Origin of the sequence: Neisseria sp. P0016.S008, from assembly GCF_051957775.1 — a bacterium.
GTDB classification, from domain to species: Bacteria; Pseudomonadota; Gammaproteobacteria; order Burkholderiales; family Neisseriaceae; genus Neisseria; species Neisseria flavescens_B.
In genome coordinates, this window is record NZ_JBQCWB010000001.1 from 310,534 (window position 1) to 328,752 (window position 18,219).

Annotated in this window: 18 protein-coding genes; 11 read left to right on the top strand and 7 right to left on the bottom strand. The window is 48.9% G+C overall.

Annotated elements, in window-relative coordinates:
* Positions 1 to 21: 21 nt before the first annotated feature.
* The 4 genes from ACTHS8_RS01530 to ACTHS8_RS01545 form a co-directional block, all read right to left on the bottom strand.
* On the bottom strand, positions 22 to 1,077 hold the full coding sequence (locus ACTHS8_RS01530; RefSeq protein ID WP_440372772.1) for an ABC transporter permease subunit: 1,056 nt from the start codon (positions 1,075 to 1,077) through the stop codon (positions 22 to 24).
* A 98-nt stretch (positions 1,078 to 1,175) separates the two neighbouring features.
* Positions 1,176 to 2,105 (bottom strand): CobW family GTP-binding protein, encoded by a 930-nt coding sequence (locus ACTHS8_RS01535; RefSeq protein WP_003682934.1) that lies wholly within the window; start codon positions 2,103 to 2,105, stop codon positions 1,176 to 1,178.
* The gene (locus ACTHS8_RS01540; RefSeq protein WP_049329244.1) at positions 2,093 to 2,566 is read right to left on the bottom strand and encodes a Fur family transcriptional regulator; all 474 of its coding nucleotides are present in this window, start codon (positions 2,564 to 2,566) and stop codon (positions 2,093 to 2,095) included. The genes ACTHS8_RS01535 and ACTHS8_RS01540 overlap by 13 nt, the downstream gene beginning before the upstream one ends.
* 113 nt (positions 2,567 to 2,679) lie before the next feature.
* Positions 2,680 to 3,504 (bottom strand): SDR family oxidoreductase, encoded by an 825-nt coding sequence (locus tag ACTHS8_RS01545; protein WP_070633432.1) that lies wholly within the window; start codon positions 3,502 to 3,504, stop codon positions 2,680 to 2,682.
* Between the two features lie 132 nt (positions 3,505 to 3,636).
* Here ACTHS8_RS01545 and ACTHS8_RS01550 point away from each other — a divergent pair, with 132 nt between their 5' ends.
* Both ACTHS8_RS01550 and ACTHS8_RS01555 read left to right on the top strand, forming a co-directional pair.
* Positions 3,637 to 4,098, top strand: coding sequence for a c-type cytochrome (locus ACTHS8_RS01550; protein ID WP_440372773.1), 462 nt, complete (start codon positions 3,637 to 3,639; stop codon positions 4,096 to 4,098).
* Positions 4,099 to 4,483: 385 nt separating this feature from the next.
* Entirely contained in the window at positions 4,484 to 7,246 is a 2,763-nt protein-coding gene (locus ACTHS8_RS01555; protein ID WP_440372774.1) for a TonB-dependent receptor domain-containing protein, read from the top strand.
* 149 nt (positions 7,247 to 7,395) lie between these two features.
* On the opposite strand, the gene ACTHS8_RS01560 is transcribed toward ACTHS8_RS01555, so the two are convergent.
* On the bottom strand, positions 7,396 to 8,592 hold the full coding sequence (locus tag ACTHS8_RS01560; RefSeq protein WP_440372775.1) for an acetate kinase: 1,197 nt from the start codon (positions 8,590 to 8,592) through the stop codon (positions 7,396 to 7,398).
* Positions 8,593 to 8,828: 236 nt separating this feature from the next.
* On the opposite strand from ACTHS8_RS01560, the gene ACTHS8_RS01565 reads away from it, so the two are divergent.
* The 9 genes from ACTHS8_RS01565 to trxA all read left to right on the top strand — a co-directional run bounded on the left by ACTHS8_RS01565 (position 8,829) and on the right by trxA (position 17,070).
* Positions 8,829 to 9,134, top strand: a complete 306-nt coding sequence (locus tag ACTHS8_RS01565) for an HLGFF motif protein (RefSeq protein WP_440372776.1) — start codon at positions 8,829 to 8,831, stop codon at positions 9,132 to 9,134.
* Positions 9,134 to 9,322 (top strand): cbb3-type cytochrome oxidase assembly protein CcoS, encoded by a 189-nt coding sequence (gene ccoS, locus ACTHS8_RS01570; protein ID WP_003681462.1) that lies wholly within the window; start codon positions 9,134 to 9,136, stop codon positions 9,320 to 9,322. The genes ACTHS8_RS01565 and ccoS overlap by 1 nt, the downstream gene beginning before the upstream one ends.
* Complete coding sequence (locus ACTHS8_RS01575; RefSeq protein ID WP_440372777.1) at positions 9,319 to 10,635, top strand: MFS transporter; 1,317 nt, start codon at positions 9,319 to 9,321, stop codon at positions 10,633 to 10,635. Before ccoS ends, ACTHS8_RS01575 begins: the two co-directional genes overlap by 4 nt.
* Positions 10,636 to 10,956: 321 nt before the next feature.
* A complete protein-coding gene (locus ACTHS8_RS01580) occupies positions 10,957 to 11,937 on the top strand; it encodes a DNA polymerase III subunit delta' (protein ID WP_440372778.1) in 981 nt (326 codons plus the stop codon).
* A gap of 10 nt (positions 11,938 to 11,947) precedes the next feature.
* Positions 11,948 to 12,301, top strand: coding sequence for a PilZ domain-containing protein (locus tag ACTHS8_RS01585; RefSeq protein WP_003682949.1), 354 nt, complete (start codon positions 11,948 to 11,950; stop codon positions 12,299 to 12,301).
* A gap of 4 nt (positions 12,302 to 12,305) precedes the next feature.
* Entirely contained in the window at positions 12,306 to 13,091 is a 786-nt protein-coding gene (locus tag ACTHS8_RS01590) for a TatD family hydrolase (protein ID WP_440372779.1), read from the top strand.
* A 320-nt stretch (positions 13,092 to 13,411) separates the two neighbouring features.
* On the top strand, positions 13,412 to 14,965 hold the full coding sequence (locus ACTHS8_RS01595) for a fatty acid--CoA ligase (protein WP_440372780.1): 1,554 nt from the start codon (positions 13,412 to 13,414) through the stop codon (positions 14,963 to 14,965).
* Between the two features lie 81 nt (positions 14,966 to 15,046).
* Positions 15,047 to 16,612 (top strand): ABC transporter ATP-binding protein, encoded by a 1,566-nt coding sequence (locus ACTHS8_RS01600; protein WP_440372781.1) that lies wholly within the window; start codon positions 15,047 to 15,049, stop codon positions 16,610 to 16,612.
* Between the two features lie 125 nt (positions 16,613 to 16,737).
* Positions 16,738 to 17,070, top strand: coding sequence for a thioredoxin TrxA (gene trxA / locus ACTHS8_RS01605; RefSeq protein ID WP_440372782.1), 333 nt, complete (start codon positions 16,738 to 16,740; stop codon positions 17,068 to 17,070).
* A gap of 61 nt (positions 17,071 to 17,131) precedes the next feature.
* Here trxA and ACTHS8_RS01610 read toward each other — a convergent pair whose 3' ends face one another.
* Positions 17,132 to 17,449, bottom strand: a complete 318-nt coding sequence (locus tag ACTHS8_RS01610; protein WP_440372783.1) for a DUF2322 family protein — start codon at positions 17,447 to 17,449, stop codon at positions 17,132 to 17,134.
* A 97-nt stretch (positions 17,450 to 17,546) separates the two neighbouring features.
* Positions 17,547 to 18,173, bottom strand: coding sequence for a uracil phosphoribosyltransferase (gene upp / locus ACTHS8_RS01615; protein ID WP_039864255.1), 627 nt, complete (start codon positions 18,171 to 18,173; stop codon positions 17,547 to 17,549).
* Positions 18,174 to 18,219 lie beyond the last annotated feature (46 nt).

Here is an 18,219-nt window from a genome sequence, read left to right on the forward strand (position 1 = left end):
TGAAGATATTTTCAGACGGCCTTATTTCTGTCCGCCAAAGTGAATGCGCGGATCGACCCATGAATAAGAAATATCCGACACCAATTTAGCCAACAACCCCATCAACGTGAACACATACAGCGTACCCATTACGACAGGATAATCACGTTTCATCACTGCCTCATAAGACAGCAAACCCAACCCGTCCAACGAGAACAACGTTTCAATCAACAGGCTGCCGGTAAAGAATGCGCCGATAAATGCGGCTGGGAAACCGGTAATCAGAGGAATCATGGCATTGCGGAAAATATGTTTCCACAGAATCTGCTTCTCAGGCAAGCCCTTGGCTCGCGCGGTATAAACATATTGACGGCGGATTTCTTCAAGGAACACATTTTTCGTCAATACGGTCATCACCGCCAAGTTGCCTGCCACCGAAGCGGTAATCGGCAAGGCCATATGCCACAAATAATCTTTGACTTTACCTGCCCAAGAAAGCGTATCGAAATCATCGCCGACCAAACCGCCCTGTGGGAACCAGGCAAAAAAGCTGCCGCCGCCAAACAACACCAGCAACACCAAACCCAATACAAACGGCGGTACGGTATAGCCGACCAAAATGATCATACCCGTAATCGTATCGAAGCGGCTGCCATCCCTGACCGCCTTGACAATACCCAACGGAATACATATCAAATAAGTCAGGAAAAACGTCCACAAACCCAAACTCATCGATACCGGCATTTTCTCTTTTACCAACTCAAATACGGTTTGGTGGTGGAAAAAGCTCTCGCCCAAATCGAAACGGGCGAATTTCCATACCATATCGACAAAACGCGTCACGGGCGGCTTGTCGAAACCGTATAAAGCATTCAGCGCGGCCAAATCTTCCGCACTGATGCGGTTGCCGTTTTTGGCCAAAGTTCCAGGCATGCTGTGTCCTGCCGTTTCACCGCCAACCGCGCCCTGCGTCAGCTGCTGAACCATCTGCTCCACCGGACCGCCAGGGACAAACTGAATCACGGCAAAAGTAATCGCCAAAATCCCCAATAACGTGGGAATCAAAAGGAGCATACGATGAAAGATATAACGCCACATGGTTAAGTGTTCCTCTATTTTTTTGATTTGAAGGCCGTCTGAAACCGCTGACTTCAGACGGCATATAGTAACGGATTAATAAGCGTTTGGCCGATGATTTACTTCTCCAACGCCTCCTGCAATTTCTTCTCAATCAAATCCGCGTCAAACGATTTGGCAATCAATTCAAAGCGGGAATCGCGGCGCCATGAAACTTGGTTTGCGCCCCATTGACCGTCCACCCAGTTCAGCCACACCCAAGTGCCGAGCACTTGGAACACGCCTTTGGCGCGGACGAGGCCGTCTGTAAATTTAGGCAGGTCGTTGAAGAAATCGGTCAGTTTTTCGCCGTCGAAATCACGTCCGGCAGGGAAAGTGAAGCCTTGAGACTGGAAGCCCATGGTGTTGTCAGGCAGGGCTTTGAGGCGGTAGCGCGATTTTTCGACAACGGGAATATCAAGCCATTGGATGTCGAGTTGTGCATTTTGAACTTCAACTACTTTGGCTTTAGGCGGGAACAGCTTGGCCGCTTTATCGTGAAACTCGGCCAGCTGCTCTGGCGTGCACAAGTCGGTTTTGCTGGCAACCAATACGTCACAAATACCGATTTGGTCTTTATACAAGGCTTGTTGCGCGTAATCAGGATTAATGAATTGGCGCGGATCGACAACGGTAAAGACGGCACCGATTTCCAGCATACTGTCGAGCGGTTTGGCTTTCAGTTCGTCGATAACGCTGGCGGCGTGCGCCAGACCGCTGGCTTCAATCATCAAGCGGTCGGGTTGGGCGTCGCGCAGCATTTTTTGTACGGTCGTACCCATTTGCGCGCCGGCAGTACAGCACAAACAGCCGCCGGCGATTTCTGCTACGGGAATGCCGTTGTCGCTCAAGACGGCGCCGTCAATGCCGATTTCGCCAAATTCGTTGACGATGATGACCCATTTTTCATTCGGGTCTTTTTGCGCCATCAGACTTTTGAGGGCGGTGGTTTTGCCTGTTCCGAGGAAGCCTGAAATCAGGTGGACTTTAGTCTTTTTTACTTCTGACATTTTTTACAAATTCCTGTTAAAACAACATGTTCTTCTTTTAATGAGAAACCGGTTTCGGCCACGCCTGCACGCAATGCCGCCCATTCTTGGCTCAGTGTCTGCTCATCCGCCGTACCGCATTCGGTACAAACCAAAATAAACGCGCTGTGGTGCGCTTCGGCTTCTTCGTGGTCATGGCAATGGTCGTTGCACTCGTGCTGCGCGTGGCTGCACAGAATATAGCCGTTGACCGCCGCCACTTTGTGCAAAACGCCCTGCTCCGCCCAAAAATCAAGGGCGCGGTAGGCCGTCGGCGGCGCAACCACGCCCTCGCTTTGCTGCTGCATCTGCGACAGAACGTTGTAGGCTTTAATCACGCCGCTTTGTTTCAAAACAATATCAAGCACTTGCTCGCGCAATGCGGTTACCTGTACGCCATCGCGCTGCGCTTGTTCTAAGATTTTTTGTTTGATTGCGTTCATAACTGAAACAGCCTTTCAGACGGCCTTGTTAATAAAAAATTACATTATAACGTGTTTGTTCAATTTCAGATAACAAAGAGGCCGTCTGAAACCTTCAGACGGCCTGATGCCGATTACTTAAACCAAGATTTAATTTTTCCAAACAAAGACATGCTTTGTTTTTCAAAAGTTTCTTCCTTCACCGGAGCAGGCTCATCACGGTAAACTTTCATGCCTGCAAAGGTCTGGGCAACCGGCATGATTTCGATGGAATTGACGTTCATCCGCGCCGGACGCTGATAGAGCCATAAAGCGGTATCGGCAATATCTTGCGGCTGGATAAACTCGACATTCTCATAAACCTCGGCCGCACGCTGATCGTCGCCTTTGAAACGGACGTTGGAAAACTCGGTGTCGCCGCACAAGCCCGGTTCGATATTGGTAATGCGGATATTTTTATCTGCCAATTCGGCGCGCAGGTTCATACTGAATTGGCGCACAAAAGCTTTGGTCGCACCATAGACATTACTGCCGGAATAAGCATAACTGCCGGCAATCGAACCCAAATTGATGATGTAGCCCTGTTTGCGCGCTACCATTTGCGGCAAAATCTGGCGGGTCAGAAAAGTCAGGCCGATGATATTGGTTTGAATCATGGTTTCCCAATCGCCAAAATCGGCTTTATCGGCAGAATCCAAACCTAAAGCCAAACCGGCGTTGTTAATCAGGCAATCGATTTCGGATAAATGCTCGGGCAGGCTGTTTAAAGCGTTTTGAATCGACTCCGTACGCGAAACATCCATTTCCAACGGGTAAAACTGCTCGCCCAATTCCTCTGCCAACTGCTGCAATTTGTCTTCGCGCCTTGCCGCGCCGATGACATGATAGCCTGCCGCAACAAAAGTGCGGCACATCGCCGCGCCGAATCCTGCCGATGCCCCGGTAATCAAAATTGCCATATCGTTTCCTTTCTATACTCGTTTCAGACTTGGGTTTAAGGTATGATAACGCCTTATCAGACGGCCTGAGCGTTTGGCCGACTGATTCTAAATTTAACGATAATCATATCATTACAATAGGACACACTCCATATGAAAACCCGTTTTATCCCAGTTGCGCTGGCAGCAATGGCGCTTACGCTTTCCGCCTGTGGCGGCAGCAGCGCGCCTTCACAACCTAAAGGCCCTATTTCCGAAGACCGTACGGCCGCGTTCAAATCCATGATGCCTGAGTTTACCCGCATGGGAAAAATGGTCAAAGACGAAGAGCCTTACGACGTTGAGAAATTCAAACAAGCTGCAGCCACTTTTGCTGAAAACAGCAAAAAACCGTTCACCCTGTTTGAATCCGATCCTCAAGGCAACGGCCGCGCCCTGCCTGCCATCTGGACAGACACAGCAACATTCAAAGCCGAAGAAGAAAAATTCGTTGCAGCGGTTGAGAAACTCAACGCCGCAGCCCAAACCGGCAAGCTCGAAGAAATCAAAGCCGCTTACGGCGAAACCGGTGCAACCTGTAAATCCTGCCACGACACATTCCGCGGTCCGGAATAAGGCTTAAAGCAATAAAGGCCGTCTGAAATATCATTTTCAGACGGCCTTTTCTTCAACTGCCTTCAAACCTTTCTATATCGACTTTATATTTTGCATTTCATGTTTTTTACCGGTTTCATTTGAAACCGACGGCTCAATTCACATATCGCAATCAAATTTTCTTCTTCCGACTATTTAAATTCAATTAAATCTCCCTTCTTCTCGATCAACCAAATTCAAATTCAGACCTGCTTTATCTTTTCAGCCAGATTAATCATATGCGGGTGGATTATCTCCTGAAACAAGAATCTACTTTATTTTTTAACAAATAAAAACCATTATCAAAATATTTGTAAAGTTTAATAATATGTTATAAAGTAGCGACTTCGTTTCTGAGGTAACTATCATGAATCCGAATTTCAAATTAAATCTACTAACATTATCTTTACTGGCTATAACAAGTATCGCACACGCAGAAGACGAGGTTTCCACTCAAGAGCTTGATGAAATTCAAGTCAAAGGCAAACACATTGCCAAAGAGAAAAAAGTTTTTACCGAAGGCCAAGCCAAAAGTTCGCGTGAACGCGTTTATCAATCCAGCGAAAACATTGATACCATCGTTCGGAGCATGCCCGGCGTTTTTACCCAACAAGACAAGGGATCGGGGGTATTGGCGGTCAATATCCGTGGCGATAGCGGTTTGGGACGCGTCAATACGATGGTTGACGGCGTCACCCAAACCTTCTATTCCACTTCTGCCGATGCCGGACGCAGCGGCAGCTCCTCGCAATTCGGTACGGCACTGGATCCCAATTTTATTGCCGGCGTGGATGTAACCAAAGGCAGTTTCACAGGTGCCAACGGCATCAATACCTTATCCGGTACAGCCAATTTCCGTACTTTACGGGTAGACGATGTGGTACACGGAAACAATACCTTCGGCCTCTTGACCAAAGGATTGACCGGCACAAACAGCACCAAAAGCAATTTTATGGCAACCGGAGCGGTACAAAAATGGTTTGACAGCGGTGCGCGCCTTGGTGCGTTATATGGTTACAGCCACCGTAATGTCGAGCAAAACTATAAAGTGGGCGGCGGCGGTCAGCGTATTGGCAATTTTGGCGAGGAATATTTGGACCGTAAAAAACAAGAATATTTTGAGAGCAACTTATTGAAATTCGACCACGAACAAAATCTCTGGGTTCGCGATTTTTCCAAGCGTAACGCAGTCGGTAAAAGCTATTGGGACTACCCTTTCTCCAAAAAATATAACGATCCTGAGGTTTTGCAAAGAGATTATGTCGATGACTTGGAAAGAAGCTGGAAAGAGAATTTGGCACCGCAATGGGATCTGACCCCAATCGACCCAACCAGCCTGCAACAACGCTCAAACAGCCATTTGGTCAAAGTGGAATACGAAAACGATAACAACAAGCTGGATCTTCAGCTTCGTACCATGAACAACCGTATCGGCAGCCGCAAAGTAGAAAACCGCAACTACCAAGCCAATTACAATTTAAACATTGGCGATTATGTCGATTTAAACGTGTTGGCCGCCCATAATCTGGGAAAACAAAAATATCCGAAAAACTCACGTTTTTCAGGATGGGGACTGCTTGATTATTTGGAAACCAAAAACACAGCCAATCTTTTGGATATCAACAACAGCTTTTCTTTCAAACTTCCCCAAAAAACAGATTTAAAAGCTACTGTGGGTTTCAATTTCTTTAAAAACCAATACAGTAAAAACCGCTTTCCGGAAGAGCTGAGCCTGTTTTACGACGGCCCGGATCAAGATGCCGGCCTGTACAGCTTTTTAGGCCGCTTCAAAGGCGACAAAGGAATATTTCCTCAGAAATCAACCATATTGCAACCTTCAGGCCAGCAAAAATTCAATACGTTCTATTTTGATACTTCCTTGAAAAAAGGCATTTATCAATTGAATTACAGCGCCAATATGGTCAACTACCGCTACAAGGGCGAATATACCGACTACTTCAATACCCAAGAAGACTTTAAAAAAGCATTTGGAGAAGATTCTGAAATTTATAAACAGCATTGCACGCCAAGCTGTGACCTTTACGAACCGGTTTATACCAAATCCGGTAAAAAGCATGCGGTAAACCATTCGGTGGCATTAAACATCAATGTCAACGACTACTTTATGCCGTTTATCAGCTATTCGCGTACGCATAGAATGCCGAATATTCAAGAAATGTATTTTTCACAAATCGGCGACTCAGGCGTCAATACCGCCCTTAAGCCGGAACAGGCCAATACTTACCAAATAGGCTTCAATACCTTCAAAAAAGGGATTTTCAAGCCGGACGATGTATTGGGTTTCAAACTGGTCGCTTACCGCAGCAGGATAAACAACTATATCCACAATGTTTATGGCAAATGGTGGGATTTGGATAAAGCACCCAGCTGGGTAACCAGTACCGGCCTGCAATACTCTATCCAACATCGAAACTATGCCAAACCTGTCCATAAAAATGGTTTGGAAGTGGAAATGAACTATGATTTCGGCCGCTTTTTTACCACCCTGTCTTACGCCTATCAAAAAACCAACCAGCCGACCAATTATAGCGATGCCAGCGAATCGCCCCGCAACTCTTCTAAAGAAGACCAAATTAAACAGGGCTACGGCTTAAGCAAAATTTCACGCTTACCCCGAGATTATGGTCGGTTTGAATTAGGATCCCGATGGTTGGGCAACAAATTGACCATCGGTGGCATTATGCGCTATTACGGCAAAAGTACACGGGCGACGACTGAGGAGGAATTTGTTGACGGTACAACCGGTGCTAATACCTACTCTTCACATCAAATGGGCAGAAGGGTGATCAAAAAAACAGAAAGCATCAACAGACAGCCGATGATTTTTGATTTCTATGCCAATTATGAACCGAAGAAAAACCTTATCCTTCGTTTTGACATTCAAAATGCGTTCAATAAACGCTATGTCGATCCTTTGGATGCCGCAAATGATGCCGCAACCCAGCGCTATTTCAGCGTATTTGAAAGAAAAGGCGGTTTAGATGATGAGGAAGTCGAATGCGATGCCAACGGTTTATGCAATGGCAAATATGGCGGTACGACACGCTCCGTTTTGAACAACTACGCACGAGGCAGGACTTTGCTGTTTACCATCAGTTATAAGTTCTAAACCTATCTATCAGTATTCTTAATATTGCACTGATTAAAAAGCCGACAAACACAATGTTTGCCGGCTTTTTTCAATATATTCTCAAAATTTTCTTCATCTATACACAACAAAAAACCTGCCCTTTCAGGCAGGTCTTCAATAATGACGGATTACAGGCCGCTCAGACGGGCAGTATCGTGTGCAATCATCAATTCTTCGTTGGTAGGAATCACAACGGCAACAGCTTTGCTGTCGGCAGTGGTAATCACACCAGCATTACCGAAGCGGGCTTTCAGGTTAGCTTCTTGGTCGATGTACAGACCGAGGAAGCCCAAGTAGCCCAATACGCGTTCGCGGATGATGTCGGAGTTTTCACCGATACCGCCGGTGAAGACCAATGCGTCCAAACCGCCTGCCGCGACTGTCATGCTGCCGATGTATTTAGCCAAGCGGTAGATGAACATTTCCAGAGCCAGTTTGGCGCCCGGATGACCTTTGGCAGCTTCTTCTTCGATGGTGCGGCAGTCGTTGGACAAACCGGAAATACCGAGCAGGCCGGATTTTTTGTTCAGCATTTCGGTAATTTGGGAAATGGTCATGTTGGCGTTTTCAGCCAAGAAACTGAAAACGGCAGGGTCGATATCGCCGCTGCGGGTACCCATTACCAAGCCTTCCAACGGAGTCAGGCCCATGCTGGTGTCTTGAGATTGGCCGTTGGCAACGGCGGTAATGGATGCGCCGTTACCCAAGTGGGCAATAACCATGCGCAAATCTTTTTTGTCTTTGCCGAGGAAACGTGCGGTTTCGTCGGCAACGAAGCGGTAGCTGGTACCGTGCGCGCCGTAGCGGCGCAAGCCGTATTTTTCATACAATTCATGTGGAACAGCATATTTGTAAGCGTGTTCAGGCATGGTTTGATGGAATGCGGTGTCGAATACGACAACGTTCGGCAGGCCTTTGAAGATGCTTTGTGCAGCGCGCAGGCCCAAAAGGTGGGCCGGGTTGTGTAAAGGAGCAAGTGGAATACATTTTTCGATACCAGCGATAACATCGTCGGTAACCAAAATGGATTCGCTGTACAATTCGCCGCCGCTTACCACGCGGTGGCCGATCGCACCGATGCGGGTATCGAGGCCGTGGGCTTTGAGTTCTTCCATCAGGGCTTCAACTGCGCCGGTGTGGTCGGGCTTGGCAGACAGGTCGACTTTGTGTTTTTCGCCGTTGAATTTGAAGGTGATGTAGGCATCGGGCAGGTTGAGTTTTTCGGCAAGGCAGCTCAGCAATACTTCGCCGCTGTCGTTATCCAATACGGCACCTTTGAGAGAAGAGCTGCCGCAGTTCAAAACCAAGATTAATTTTTGTGTCATTTTATGCTCCTTGAGGTTTCAGACGGCATTTTTTGTCGGGACCTTACTGCTGCTCCGGCTATGTTGCACCCCTTGTGGGACGTAGTGGGTAGCGGTCTGAACAGATTAACAAAGTAAACGCCGTATTCTAACAAAAAATGTAATCGGCTGCTTGACTTAATATTTGATGTAAAATGGACGGAATTTTATTTTAGGCCGTCTGAAAAAAATGACGGCGGTTTTGAAGATTTCCCGATATGCATTATTTCAGTATCCACACTCTAGACGGCGAACACGCCGGATTTTTTATTATGTTGGCAGACGATGAATCACAAAATCCGCCGCAAAGCGGACGCTTCGCAATCAAGCTGCAAAGCGAAGATGCAGCCGAAGCGGCGGTATTGTCTCCTTTTGAGCAAACCGATATCCCGCAATACTGGCGCGTGGTTAAAGACCGTATCGAATTGTTTTTTGACGATAAAAATATCGGTGCGTTGCGCAACGAATACCTGACCATCAGCGGCAAAACCTTTATCCTGACCGATTTGACCGGAGCGATGTAATGGAAAGTATGTTTATCCTTGTCCCCATCAGCATTATTTTGGCCTTTATCATCGGCTGGTTTTTCTGGTGGTCGGGTAAAAACGGACAGTTTGACGACCTTGAAGGCCCTGCGCACCGCATTTTGATGGACGACGATTCCACTGAAAAACTGATCGAAAAAGACGAAGACAAAGAATCCAAACAATGAGCCTTAAAAAAGATAATCTGAATTTCCACACGACCCGCCGTTTTGCGCCGCTCTTTGGAACGCAGTTTTTGGGCGCGTTGAACGATAATATGTTCAAAACCGCATTATTCGTGATGATCAGTTTTTACGGTTTGGGCAAGAACGACTTTCTGCCGCCCAGCCAAATGCTGAACTTGGGCGCAATGCTGTTTATCCTGCCCTACTTCCTGTTTTCCGCGCTCTCTGGGCAGCTGAGCAACAAATTCGATAAAGCTGTTTTGGCGCGTTGGATCAAGCTGTTGGAAATCATCATCATGGCAGTGGCGGCGTATGGCTTCTACATCCAATCCGCGCCTTTGCTTTTAATCTGCCTGTTTTGCATGGGCACGCAATCGACCTTGTTCGGCCCGCTGAAATACGCGATTTTGCCCGATTACCTCAACGACAAAGAGCTGATTATGGGCAACAGCCTGATTGAATCGGGTACGTTTATCGCCATTTTGCTCGGCCAGATTTTGGGCACCGCAGTCGCAGGCATTCCTCCGTATATTGTTGGCGGTTTGGTGTTATTGGTAGCCGTCGGCGGTACAATAACCAGCCTGTTTATGCCGTCTGTACCCGCTAAAATGCCGGACACAAAAATCGAATGGAACATCATCAAAGGCACGAATTCACTGATTCGTGAAGCGGCGGCCGACCGTCCCGTATTCACGTCCATCATCGGTATTTCATGGTTTTGGTTTATCGGCTCGGTTTATACCACCCAACTGCCGACGTTCACGCAAATTCATTTGGGCGGCAACGATAATGTGTTCAACCTGATGTTGGCACTGTTCTCCATCGGTATCGCTATCGGCTCGGTGTTATGCGCCAAACTCAGCCATGAGCGCCTGATTTTGGGCTTGGTCACCATCGGCACTCTGGGTCTGACCGTCTGTGGATTATTGCTGGTGTGGCTGACCCACGGCCAACGCTTTACTGAATTAAACGGCATCATCTGGTTTTTATCGCAAGCCCAAGCGTATCCGATTATGCTCGTGATGTCGGCCATCGGCTTTTTCGGCGGCTTCTTCTCCGTACCGCTCTACACTTGGCTGCAAACCGCCAGCAGCGAAACCTTCCGCGCCCACGCCGTCGCAGCCAACAACATCATCAACGGCGTGTTTATGGTATCGGCTGCCATTTTGAGCACGGTTTTGCTGATGTTGTTCGACAGCATTATGCTGCTGTATTTGATTGTTGCCGTGGGTAATCTTCCGTTGATTGTTTACCTCATCAAACGGGAACCGAAATTTATCGGGGATTTGACCGCTTTGTTGAAAATCAGCAAATAAGGCCGTCTGAAATGTATCCCCACCATGCACATTTTCACTGTTCAATCGCGTGGACAGCTTGTGCATAAATCAGATTACTGTCTGATTTAACATTAAAAAACACACCTGCCTAAATTTTAAGCACCACTTTACCGCCAAACAAAATGCACATTTTCCCCAAACAAGCGTGTGTAAAGGCTGTGAATAAGTAAGCTTAATGATTGATATTTCAAAGTAAAAATATATTTGATTAATTTTTAGGCAGTTTATTAAAGGCCGTCTGAAACCTTTTCAGACGGCCTGAGAGTATAATAACCACCTACCTTATAGTTCCCAAACGATATGATTTATCCATGGCATGAAACCCAATGGCAACAGCTCGCCGCCCATTGGCAAAACCGTCCCAACGCCTGGCTGTTTACCGGCAAAGAAAATACCGGCAAAACCGAGTTTGCCCGCTTTGTCGCGCAGGCATTGCTGTGCGAATCGCCCAAGTCCGGTCATGAGCCATGCGGCGAGTGCGCTTCGTGCCATTTGTTCAGCCAAAACACGCATCCCGACTTTTACGAACTCACGCCGGAAATTCCCGAAGGCGAGGCAACAGGACGCAAACTCCTGCAAATCAAAATCGATGCCGTGCGCGATATTGTGGAAAACATTTACCTGACCGCTGTCCGCGGCGGACTGCGCATGGTATTAGTGCATCCGGCGGAAAGTATGAACACACAGGCGGCAAACGGTTTGTTGAAAGCTTTGGAAGAGCCGCCGCAACACGTCGTTTTCCTGCTCGTTACCCATGCGCGCGACAAACTCCTGCCCACCATCAAAAGCCGTTGCCGCCAGATGGTGCTGCCCTCGCCTACCCATGAGCAGGCTGCGGCATACCTGCGCCAACAGGGCGTGGAAAATGCCGAAGCCTTGTTGGCATTCCACAGCGGCGCGCCTTTATTCACGCCGACTCCCGAATTGGACGCACTGCGCGAAGAGTTGCTGATGCTGCTGGCTGCCCCGCGCCTGTTGGCCATACTCGACTACGCCGCCGCGTTCGACAAACAAAAACAACCGCTGGCCGTTTTCATCGACTGGCTGCAAAAGTGGTTGATGGATGTCGGCTTGGCACAACAAAACATGGCGCCGCTTTATTATCCGCACCATGTCCAAGCCCTGCTTCAGACGGCCTCTAAAACCGATTCACGCAAGCTGTTTGCCCTATTGGGCCGTCTGAACGCGCTCAACCCTTACGGATACCATACCTTGAGTGTTAAAATGCAGCTTGAGTATCTGCTTATTGAATATTTGGATTTTTGGCAAAACAAACCCTAACAGGTAATAAATGATGAATAAAAAAGACATTCCGGCGAAGATGTTGGCTTTGCAACTCAAAGACCCCAATCTGTTGTACAACTGCTATATGCCGTTTTTAGAACACGGCGGCCTGTTCGTACCGACCGATGACGTATTCTCCCTAGGCGAAGACATCCTCTTGGCCGTAGAAATCGCCGACTATCCCAAACGTTTCCTACCAACCAAAGTCGTTTGGATCAATCCGGCGCGCACTTCAGCCCACCGTCCCAAAGGCGTAGGCCTTGCATTCTCCGAACACGAAAGCTGCCTGCAGGCAAAAAACCTAATCGAAGCCGAGCTTGGCCCTCGCCTGCGCAGCGACCGCACTACTTTTACCCTGTAATACCATGTATTTAATCGATTCACATTGCCATCTTAACTTTGACGGCTTAAAAGACCGCCTGCCCGAAGTCTTTGCCAATATGGAAGCGCAAAGCGTCAAACAGGCGCTTGCCATCAGCGTCAGCAAACAAAGTTTTGCCGAAGTCTTCGACATTGCTCAGGCACACGACCACATCTACTGCACCATCGGCATACATCCCGACAGCCAAGAAGCTGAAGAATTTACCATTACCGAAATGGTAGAAGCGGCCAAACATCCGAAAATCGTCGGTATCGGCGAAACCGGTTTGGACTATTACTGGTGCAAAGGCGATTTGTCATGGCAACATCAACGCTTTGCCGACCATATCCAAGCCGCCAACGAAAGCGACCTGCCCGTTATCGTCCACACGCGCGATGCGGCCGAAGACACGTTGCGGATTTTGAAAGAATGCCACACCAACTCCGGCGTGATTCACTGCTTCTCTGAAGACGTCGCCTTTGCCAAAGCCGCTTTGGATTTAGGCATGTACATCTCCTTCTCCGGCATTGTGACGTTTAAAAACGCGCCGCTGATTCAGGAAGCCGCCAAATACGTCCCTGCCGATAGAATCTTGGTAGAAACCGATGCGCCCTTCCTCGCGCCGGTTCCTAAACGCGGCAAACAAAACGAGCCGTCCTACGTCCGCTATACAGCCGAGTTCTTAGCCAATCTGCGCGGCGAAAGTTTGGAAACATTGGCACAAAACACCAGCGACAATTTCTATCGCCTGTTTAACAAAGTACCCGATAGCCGTCTGAACAACGGCTAGGTCTAAAGCCTCTACTATCGGCTCTGCCTACCCGGCATTCAGGTTCTACGTCAAACTCAACGGTAAACTCGAAATAACCCGAGACAGAAACGCAATAGGCTTGCGCTATCTTCCAAACGGCCAGACTTTTGAAGAATGGGAATATTCCCATCAACACAATAAATAAGTTTAAATTCAAAATATTGCTTTCCTAAGCCCAGCAAAACTCAAGGCCGTCTGAAAGTATTTTCAGACGGCCTCTTGCTTATTTTACCGATAGGATGTAAAACCTATCCTTCGAAATAAACGGTTCATCGAAACCGTACATCAATCGACACAATATGGACACAAACTCCGAAATGCACACCCACCCTAATTTTTACGCTATGCTGACTGCAGCCTGCCAAAAAAACGGTAACGGCACGGTCATTTTCAACGACAAAGAAAAAATCAGCTATTCCTCCCTCAAACGCGAAGTAGAAACCGTCGCCGCCTATCTGCAACACCAAGGCGTACAATATGGCGACAGGGTCGCCCTTGTTGTTTCCAACTCTCCCGAATTTATTGCCGCCTATTTCGCCATTACTTCCATCGGCGCGGTAGCCGTCCCACTCAACGTCTTTTTGAAAAGCGAAGAATTTTCCTACATCCTCAATGACTGCGGCGCACGCTTTATGTTTGCCTCCGCGCCGTTGGCCAAAGAACTCAAAAACATCAAAGCCAAAACCAAAGTCAATAAAATCATCTGGATTGGCGAAACCAAAGCCGCCAGTGGCGATGACAGCTATTTCGATGCCGCGCGTACATTCCCCGGCAAGCCGAATCTGAGCCGTCAGCCGTCAGCCGACGATTTGGCGCACATTATCTACACCTCCGGCACAACCGGCCACCCCAAAGGCGCATTAATCAGTTACAGCAACCTGTTTTCCAACCTTTCGGGTATCGAGCAAATTTTCCAAATTTCGCAAAAAGACCGCTTCGTCGTCTTCTTGCCCATGTTCCACAGCTTTACGCTGACCGCCATGGTTTTGCTGCCGATATATCAAGCCTGCTCGATTATTTTGGTCAAATCCGTCTTCCCGTTCTCCAACGTGTTGAAACAGGTTTTGCTCAAACGCGCCACCATTTTCCTCGGCGTACCGGCTATTTACACCGCCATGAGCAAAGCCAAAATCCCTTGGTATTTCAGATGGTTCAACCGCGTCCGCCTGTTTATCAGCGGCGGCGCGCCTCTGGCCGAACAAACCATTGACGACTTTAAAGCTAAATTCCCGCGTGCCAAATTGCTGGAAGGCTACGGCTTGAGCGAATGCTCGCCCGTTGTGGCCGTCAATACGCCCGAACGCCAAAAAACCGCCAGCGTCGGCGTCGCCCTGCCCGGCTTGACCGTGAAAGCCGTCGATGACGAATTGATCGAAGTGCCGCGCGGCGAAGTGGGCGAACTCATCATCAAAGGCGGCTCGGTGATGCAGGGCTACCTCAATATGCCTGACGCCACAGATGAAACCATTGTCAACGGTTGGCTGAAAACCGGTGACTTCGTCACCATAGACGAAGACGGCTTTATCTTCATCGTCGACCGTAAAAAAGACCTGATTATCTCCAAAGGCCAAAACGTCTATCCGCGCGAAATCGAAGAAGCCATTTACAAACTCGAAGCCGTGGAAGCCGCCGCCGTAATCGGCGTGAAAGACCAATACGCCGATGAAGAAATCATTGCCTTTATCCAACTAAAAGAAGGCATGAAACTGGAAGAAGCCGAAGTCCGCAGCCACCTGCGCGGCCTGTTGGCAAACTTTAAAATCCCCAAACAAGTCATCTTCCAAGACGAGCTGCCGCGCAATGCCACCGGCAAAGTATTAAAACGCAAACTCAAAGAACAGTTTCAAGACTAAACCGCTGTTTCAGACGGCCTCTTGATTCATGCAGGCCGTCTGAAAACCTGTCATCAACAAACTTTTCAGACGGCCACGACCATGACGACACCTATACTCGAAATCGAAAACCTAAACGGCTCCTTTCCGAGCAAGCAAGTCCTGCACGATATTAACCTGACCTTGCAACCCGGCCGCAAGCTGGCATTGGTCGGCGAGAGTGGCAGCGGCAAAACCGTATTGTCGCAAGGCATTATGCGCCTCAATCCGATGGTTACCTTTGAAGGCAGTCTGAAATATTGCGGAACCGATCTGCTGACCCAGCCCGAACGCGCCCTGCAAAAACTGCGCGGCCGCGAAATCGGCATGGTGTTTCAAGAACCCATGACCGCCCTCAACCCCGTCATGCGTGTCGGCGAACAAATTGCCGAAGTCCTGTCCCTGCATTTGGGTTTGGATAAAAAACAGGCATGGGCGCGCGCTATCGAACTCCTGGACGAAACCGGCATCCACCAGCCCGAGCAAAAAGCCCAGGCCTATCCTTTCCAACTTTCCGGCGGCCAACGCCAACGCGCCATGATTGCCATGGCCGTATCAGTCCAGCCCAAGCTCCTGATTGCCGACGAACCGACCACCGCTTTGGACGTTGCCGTTCAAGCCCAAATCCTCGACCTGCTCTCACGCCTGCAGGAAGAACACGGCATGACCATGCTCTACATTACGCACGACTTAAACCTTGTGCGCCGTTTTGCCGACGATGTCGCCGTTATGCGTGACGGCCGTATCCTCGAAACCGGCAAAGCAACCGAAGTCTTTGCCAATCCGCAGCACGAATACACCAAAATGCTGCTCAACGCCGGCACAACGCGCCGAGTGGCCCCATTGCCTGAAAACCCTGCCACCGTCCTTAAGGCCGAACAAATCGCCTTCTCCGTCAAAGAATCAGACGGCTGGTTCAAAAAACGCGACAAAACCATTCTCAACCCCGTTTCTTTCGATCTCAAATCGGGGGAAACATTGGGCATCATCGGCGAAAGTGGCTGCGGCAAAACCACGCTGGCGAAAGCCGTTATGCACCTTATCGATTCCGAAGGCAGCCTGAACATCAACGGCGAGCCATGGCGACACGAATTGCGCCGCGAAATCCAAATGGTGTTCCAAGACCCGTTCGGCGCATTCAATCCACGCATGAATGTCTTTGATACCGTTTCCGAAGCCTTGCGCGTACACGAACCTGAAATGCCGCGCGAAGAAATGCGCCGCCGCGTCGAGGAAGTCCTCAAACAAGTCGGTCTGCCCGAAGACGCACTTGAACGCTATCCGCACGCATTCTCCGGCGGCCAGCGCCAACGCCTCGCCATCGCCCGCGCCATCATTGTCCGCCCAAAAATCCTCGTATTGGATGAACCAACCAGCGCGCTTGATGTCCAATGGCAACAACAAATCCTTGAATTGCTCAGCAGCCTGCAAAAAGAATACGGCCTCGCCTTCATCATCATCAGCCACGACCTCGCCGTCATCCGCGCCATTTCCCACCGCGTGATGGTGTTGAAAGACGGCAAAGTCGTTGAGGAAGGCGAATGCGAAAACGTGTTTGCCAATCCAAGCAGCGACTATACGCGCCATTTGATTGCACACTCCGGCCACATGGTTCAAGAGGCCGTCTGAATCTTTAAGGATTACGATAGGCACATTTCAAAAAAACTATTACTGGGCGGCGGCACTTGAAATTTTCCCTGTCTGCCACTATCCTGAACAACATATTTATTAATCCCGATTTAAAAGGAAACAACATGAGCAGCGAATTGATTATCCACGCCAGCGATGCCAGCTTCGAACAAGACGTTTTGAAATCCGACGTACCTGTATTGCTGGACTTCTGGGCACCATGGTGCGGCCCTTGCAAAATGATTGCCCCAATCTTGGACGACATCGCCTCCGAATTCCAAGGCCGTCTGAAAGTCGTTAAAATCAACATCGACGACAATGAAGCCACTCCTGCCAAATTTGGCGTTCGCGGCATCCCTACCCTGATGGTGTTCAAAAACGGCGAAAACGTTGCAACCAAAGTCGGCGCATTGGCTAAAGGTCAACTGACTGCATTCATTGAAGCTTCTATCGCTTAAGGTTTTAAGCATATAAAAAGGCCGTCTGAAATTATTTTCAGATGGCCTTTTTTTGTATTTATTAAGCAACCAATGGTTTCAAAGTCAGGCTGATATTGTCAGCCTTCACTTTAAACAGCAAATCAATATTCGGATGCTTACCCGGATTGGCTTCGGCATCGGCAACATGTTCGGCAAACCATACCAAGCCGCGTTCTGCCGCCGCTGCGTCCAGCTTGCCGTCAAACTCTTGCGCCAAAGCATGGTAAAGCTTGAGCGAGCCTTGTTTGCCGGGCGCATTGGGAATGTGATGAACCACATTGCCCTCTTTATCGAGAATATCCAAGCCGCTCAAATGGTCGATGGCAGGCATGGTGGCCAGATTATCTTGGAAGCTCATGATTGTCCTTTCTGATGTGGGTTTTAAAGCAAACCATATAATAAGGCCGTCTGAAAGTTGATGTTTGACACTTTTCAGACGGCCTTAAACATTTCAATTAACGTGTACCGAAAATCTTATCGCCGGCATCGCCCAAGCCTGGGATGATGTAGCCGTGTTCGTTCAAGTGGCTGTCGAGCGCGGCAGTGTAGATGGTTACATCAGGATGCGCGTCATTGACGGCTTTCACGCCTTCCGGAGCGGCAACCAATACCAATGCTTTGATATTGCTGCAACCTTTGGCTTTCAGCAAGTCGATGGTCGCAACCATAGAGCCGCCGGTCGCCAACATCGGATCGATAATCAGGGCAGGACGCTCGGCCATGCTGTCAACGAATTTTTCAAAGTAAGAAACCGGTTTCAGCGTTTCTTCATCACGCTGCAAGCCGACAACGCTGATTTTAGCGGTAGGAATCAGGTCGAGTACGCCGTCGAGCATACCCAAACCGGCACGCAAAATAGGGACAACGGTCAAGGTTTTGCCTTTGATACGGTCGCCTTCGATAGAGCCACACCAACCGTCGATGATGTATTTTTCGGTTTCAAAGTCGCGGCTGGCTTCGTATGCCATCAGGCGTGCCAGCTCGGTAGTGAGCGTGCGGAATTTATAAGTGCTGCATTCTGCCTCGCGCATCAAAGTCAGTTTGTGGCGGACGAGGGGATGATTGATGACGGTAACGTTCATTTTCTGTATTTCCGAGTTTCGTTGACGGAATGAATTATACTTTTTT

Bases quoted from the DNA above. Each gene is read 5' to 3' on its own strand.
- ACTHS8_RS01540 (WP_049329244.1), bottom strand. From the start codon at position 2,566: ATGAACGCAATCAAACAAAAAATCTTAGAACAAGCGCAGCGCGATGGC.
- ACTHS8_RS01595 (WP_440372780.1), top strand. From the start codon at position 13,412: ATGGACACAAACTCCGAAATGCACACCCACCCTAATTTTTACGCTATG.
- ACTHS8_RS01535 (WP_003682934.1), bottom strand. From the start codon at position 2,105: ATGTCAGAAGTAAAAAAGACTAAAGTCCACCTGATTTCAGGCTTCCTC.
- ACTHS8_RS01565 (WP_440372776.1), top strand. From the start codon at position 8,829: ATGCATTATTTCAGTATCCACACTCTAGACGGCGAACACGCCGGATTT.
- ACTHS8_RS01575 (WP_440372777.1), top strand. From the start codon at position 9,319: ATGAGCCTTAAAAAAGATAATCTGAATTTCCACACGACCCGCCGTTTT.
- ACTHS8_RS01590 (WP_440372779.1), top strand. From the start codon at position 12,306: ATGTATTTAATCGATTCACATTGCCATCTTAACTTTGACGGCTTAAAA.
- ccoS (WP_003681462.1), top strand. From the start codon at position 9,134: ATGGAAAGTATGTTTATCCTTGTCCCCATCAGCATTATTTTGGCCTTT.
- ACTHS8_RS01545 (WP_070633432.1), bottom strand. From the start codon at position 3,504: ATGGCAATTTTGATTACCGGGGCATCGGCAGGATTCGGCGCGGCGATG.
- ACTHS8_RS01580 (WP_440372778.1), top strand. From the start codon at position 10,957: ATGATTTATCCATGGCATGAAACCCAATGGCAACAGCTCGCCGCCCAT.
- ACTHS8_RS01560 (WP_440372775.1), bottom strand. From the start codon at position 8,592: ATGACACAAAAATTAATCTTGGTTTTGAACTGCGGCAGCTCTTCTCTC.
- ACTHS8_RS01585 (WP_003682949.1), top strand. From the start codon at position 11,948: ATGATGAATAAAAAAGACATTCCGGCGAAGATGTTGGCTTTGCAACTC.
- ACTHS8_RS01530 (WP_440372772.1), bottom strand. From the start codon at position 1,077: ATGTGGCGTTATATCTTTCATCGTATGCTCCTTTTGATTCCCACGTTA.
- upp (WP_039864255.1), bottom strand. From the start codon at position 18,173: ATGAACGTTACCGTCATCAATCATCCCCTCGTCCGCCACAAACTGACT.
- ACTHS8_RS01610 (WP_440372783.1), bottom strand. From the start codon at position 17,449: ATGAGCTTCCAAGATAATCTGGCCACCATGCCTGCCATCGACCATTTG.
- ACTHS8_RS01550 (WP_440372773.1), top strand. From the start codon at position 3,637: ATGAAAACCCGTTTTATCCCAGTTGCGCTGGCAGCAATGGCGCTTACG.
- ACTHS8_RS01600 (WP_440372781.1), top strand. From the start codon at position 15,047: ATGACGACACCTATACTCGAAATCGAAAACCTAAACGGCTCCTTTCCG.
- ACTHS8_RS01555 (WP_440372774.1), top strand. From the start codon at position 4,484: ATGAATCCGAATTTCAAATTAAATCTACTAACATTATCTTTACTGGCT.
- trxA (WP_440372782.1), top strand. From the start codon at position 16,738: ATGAGCAGCGAATTGATTATCCACGCCAGCGATGCCAGCTTCGAACAA.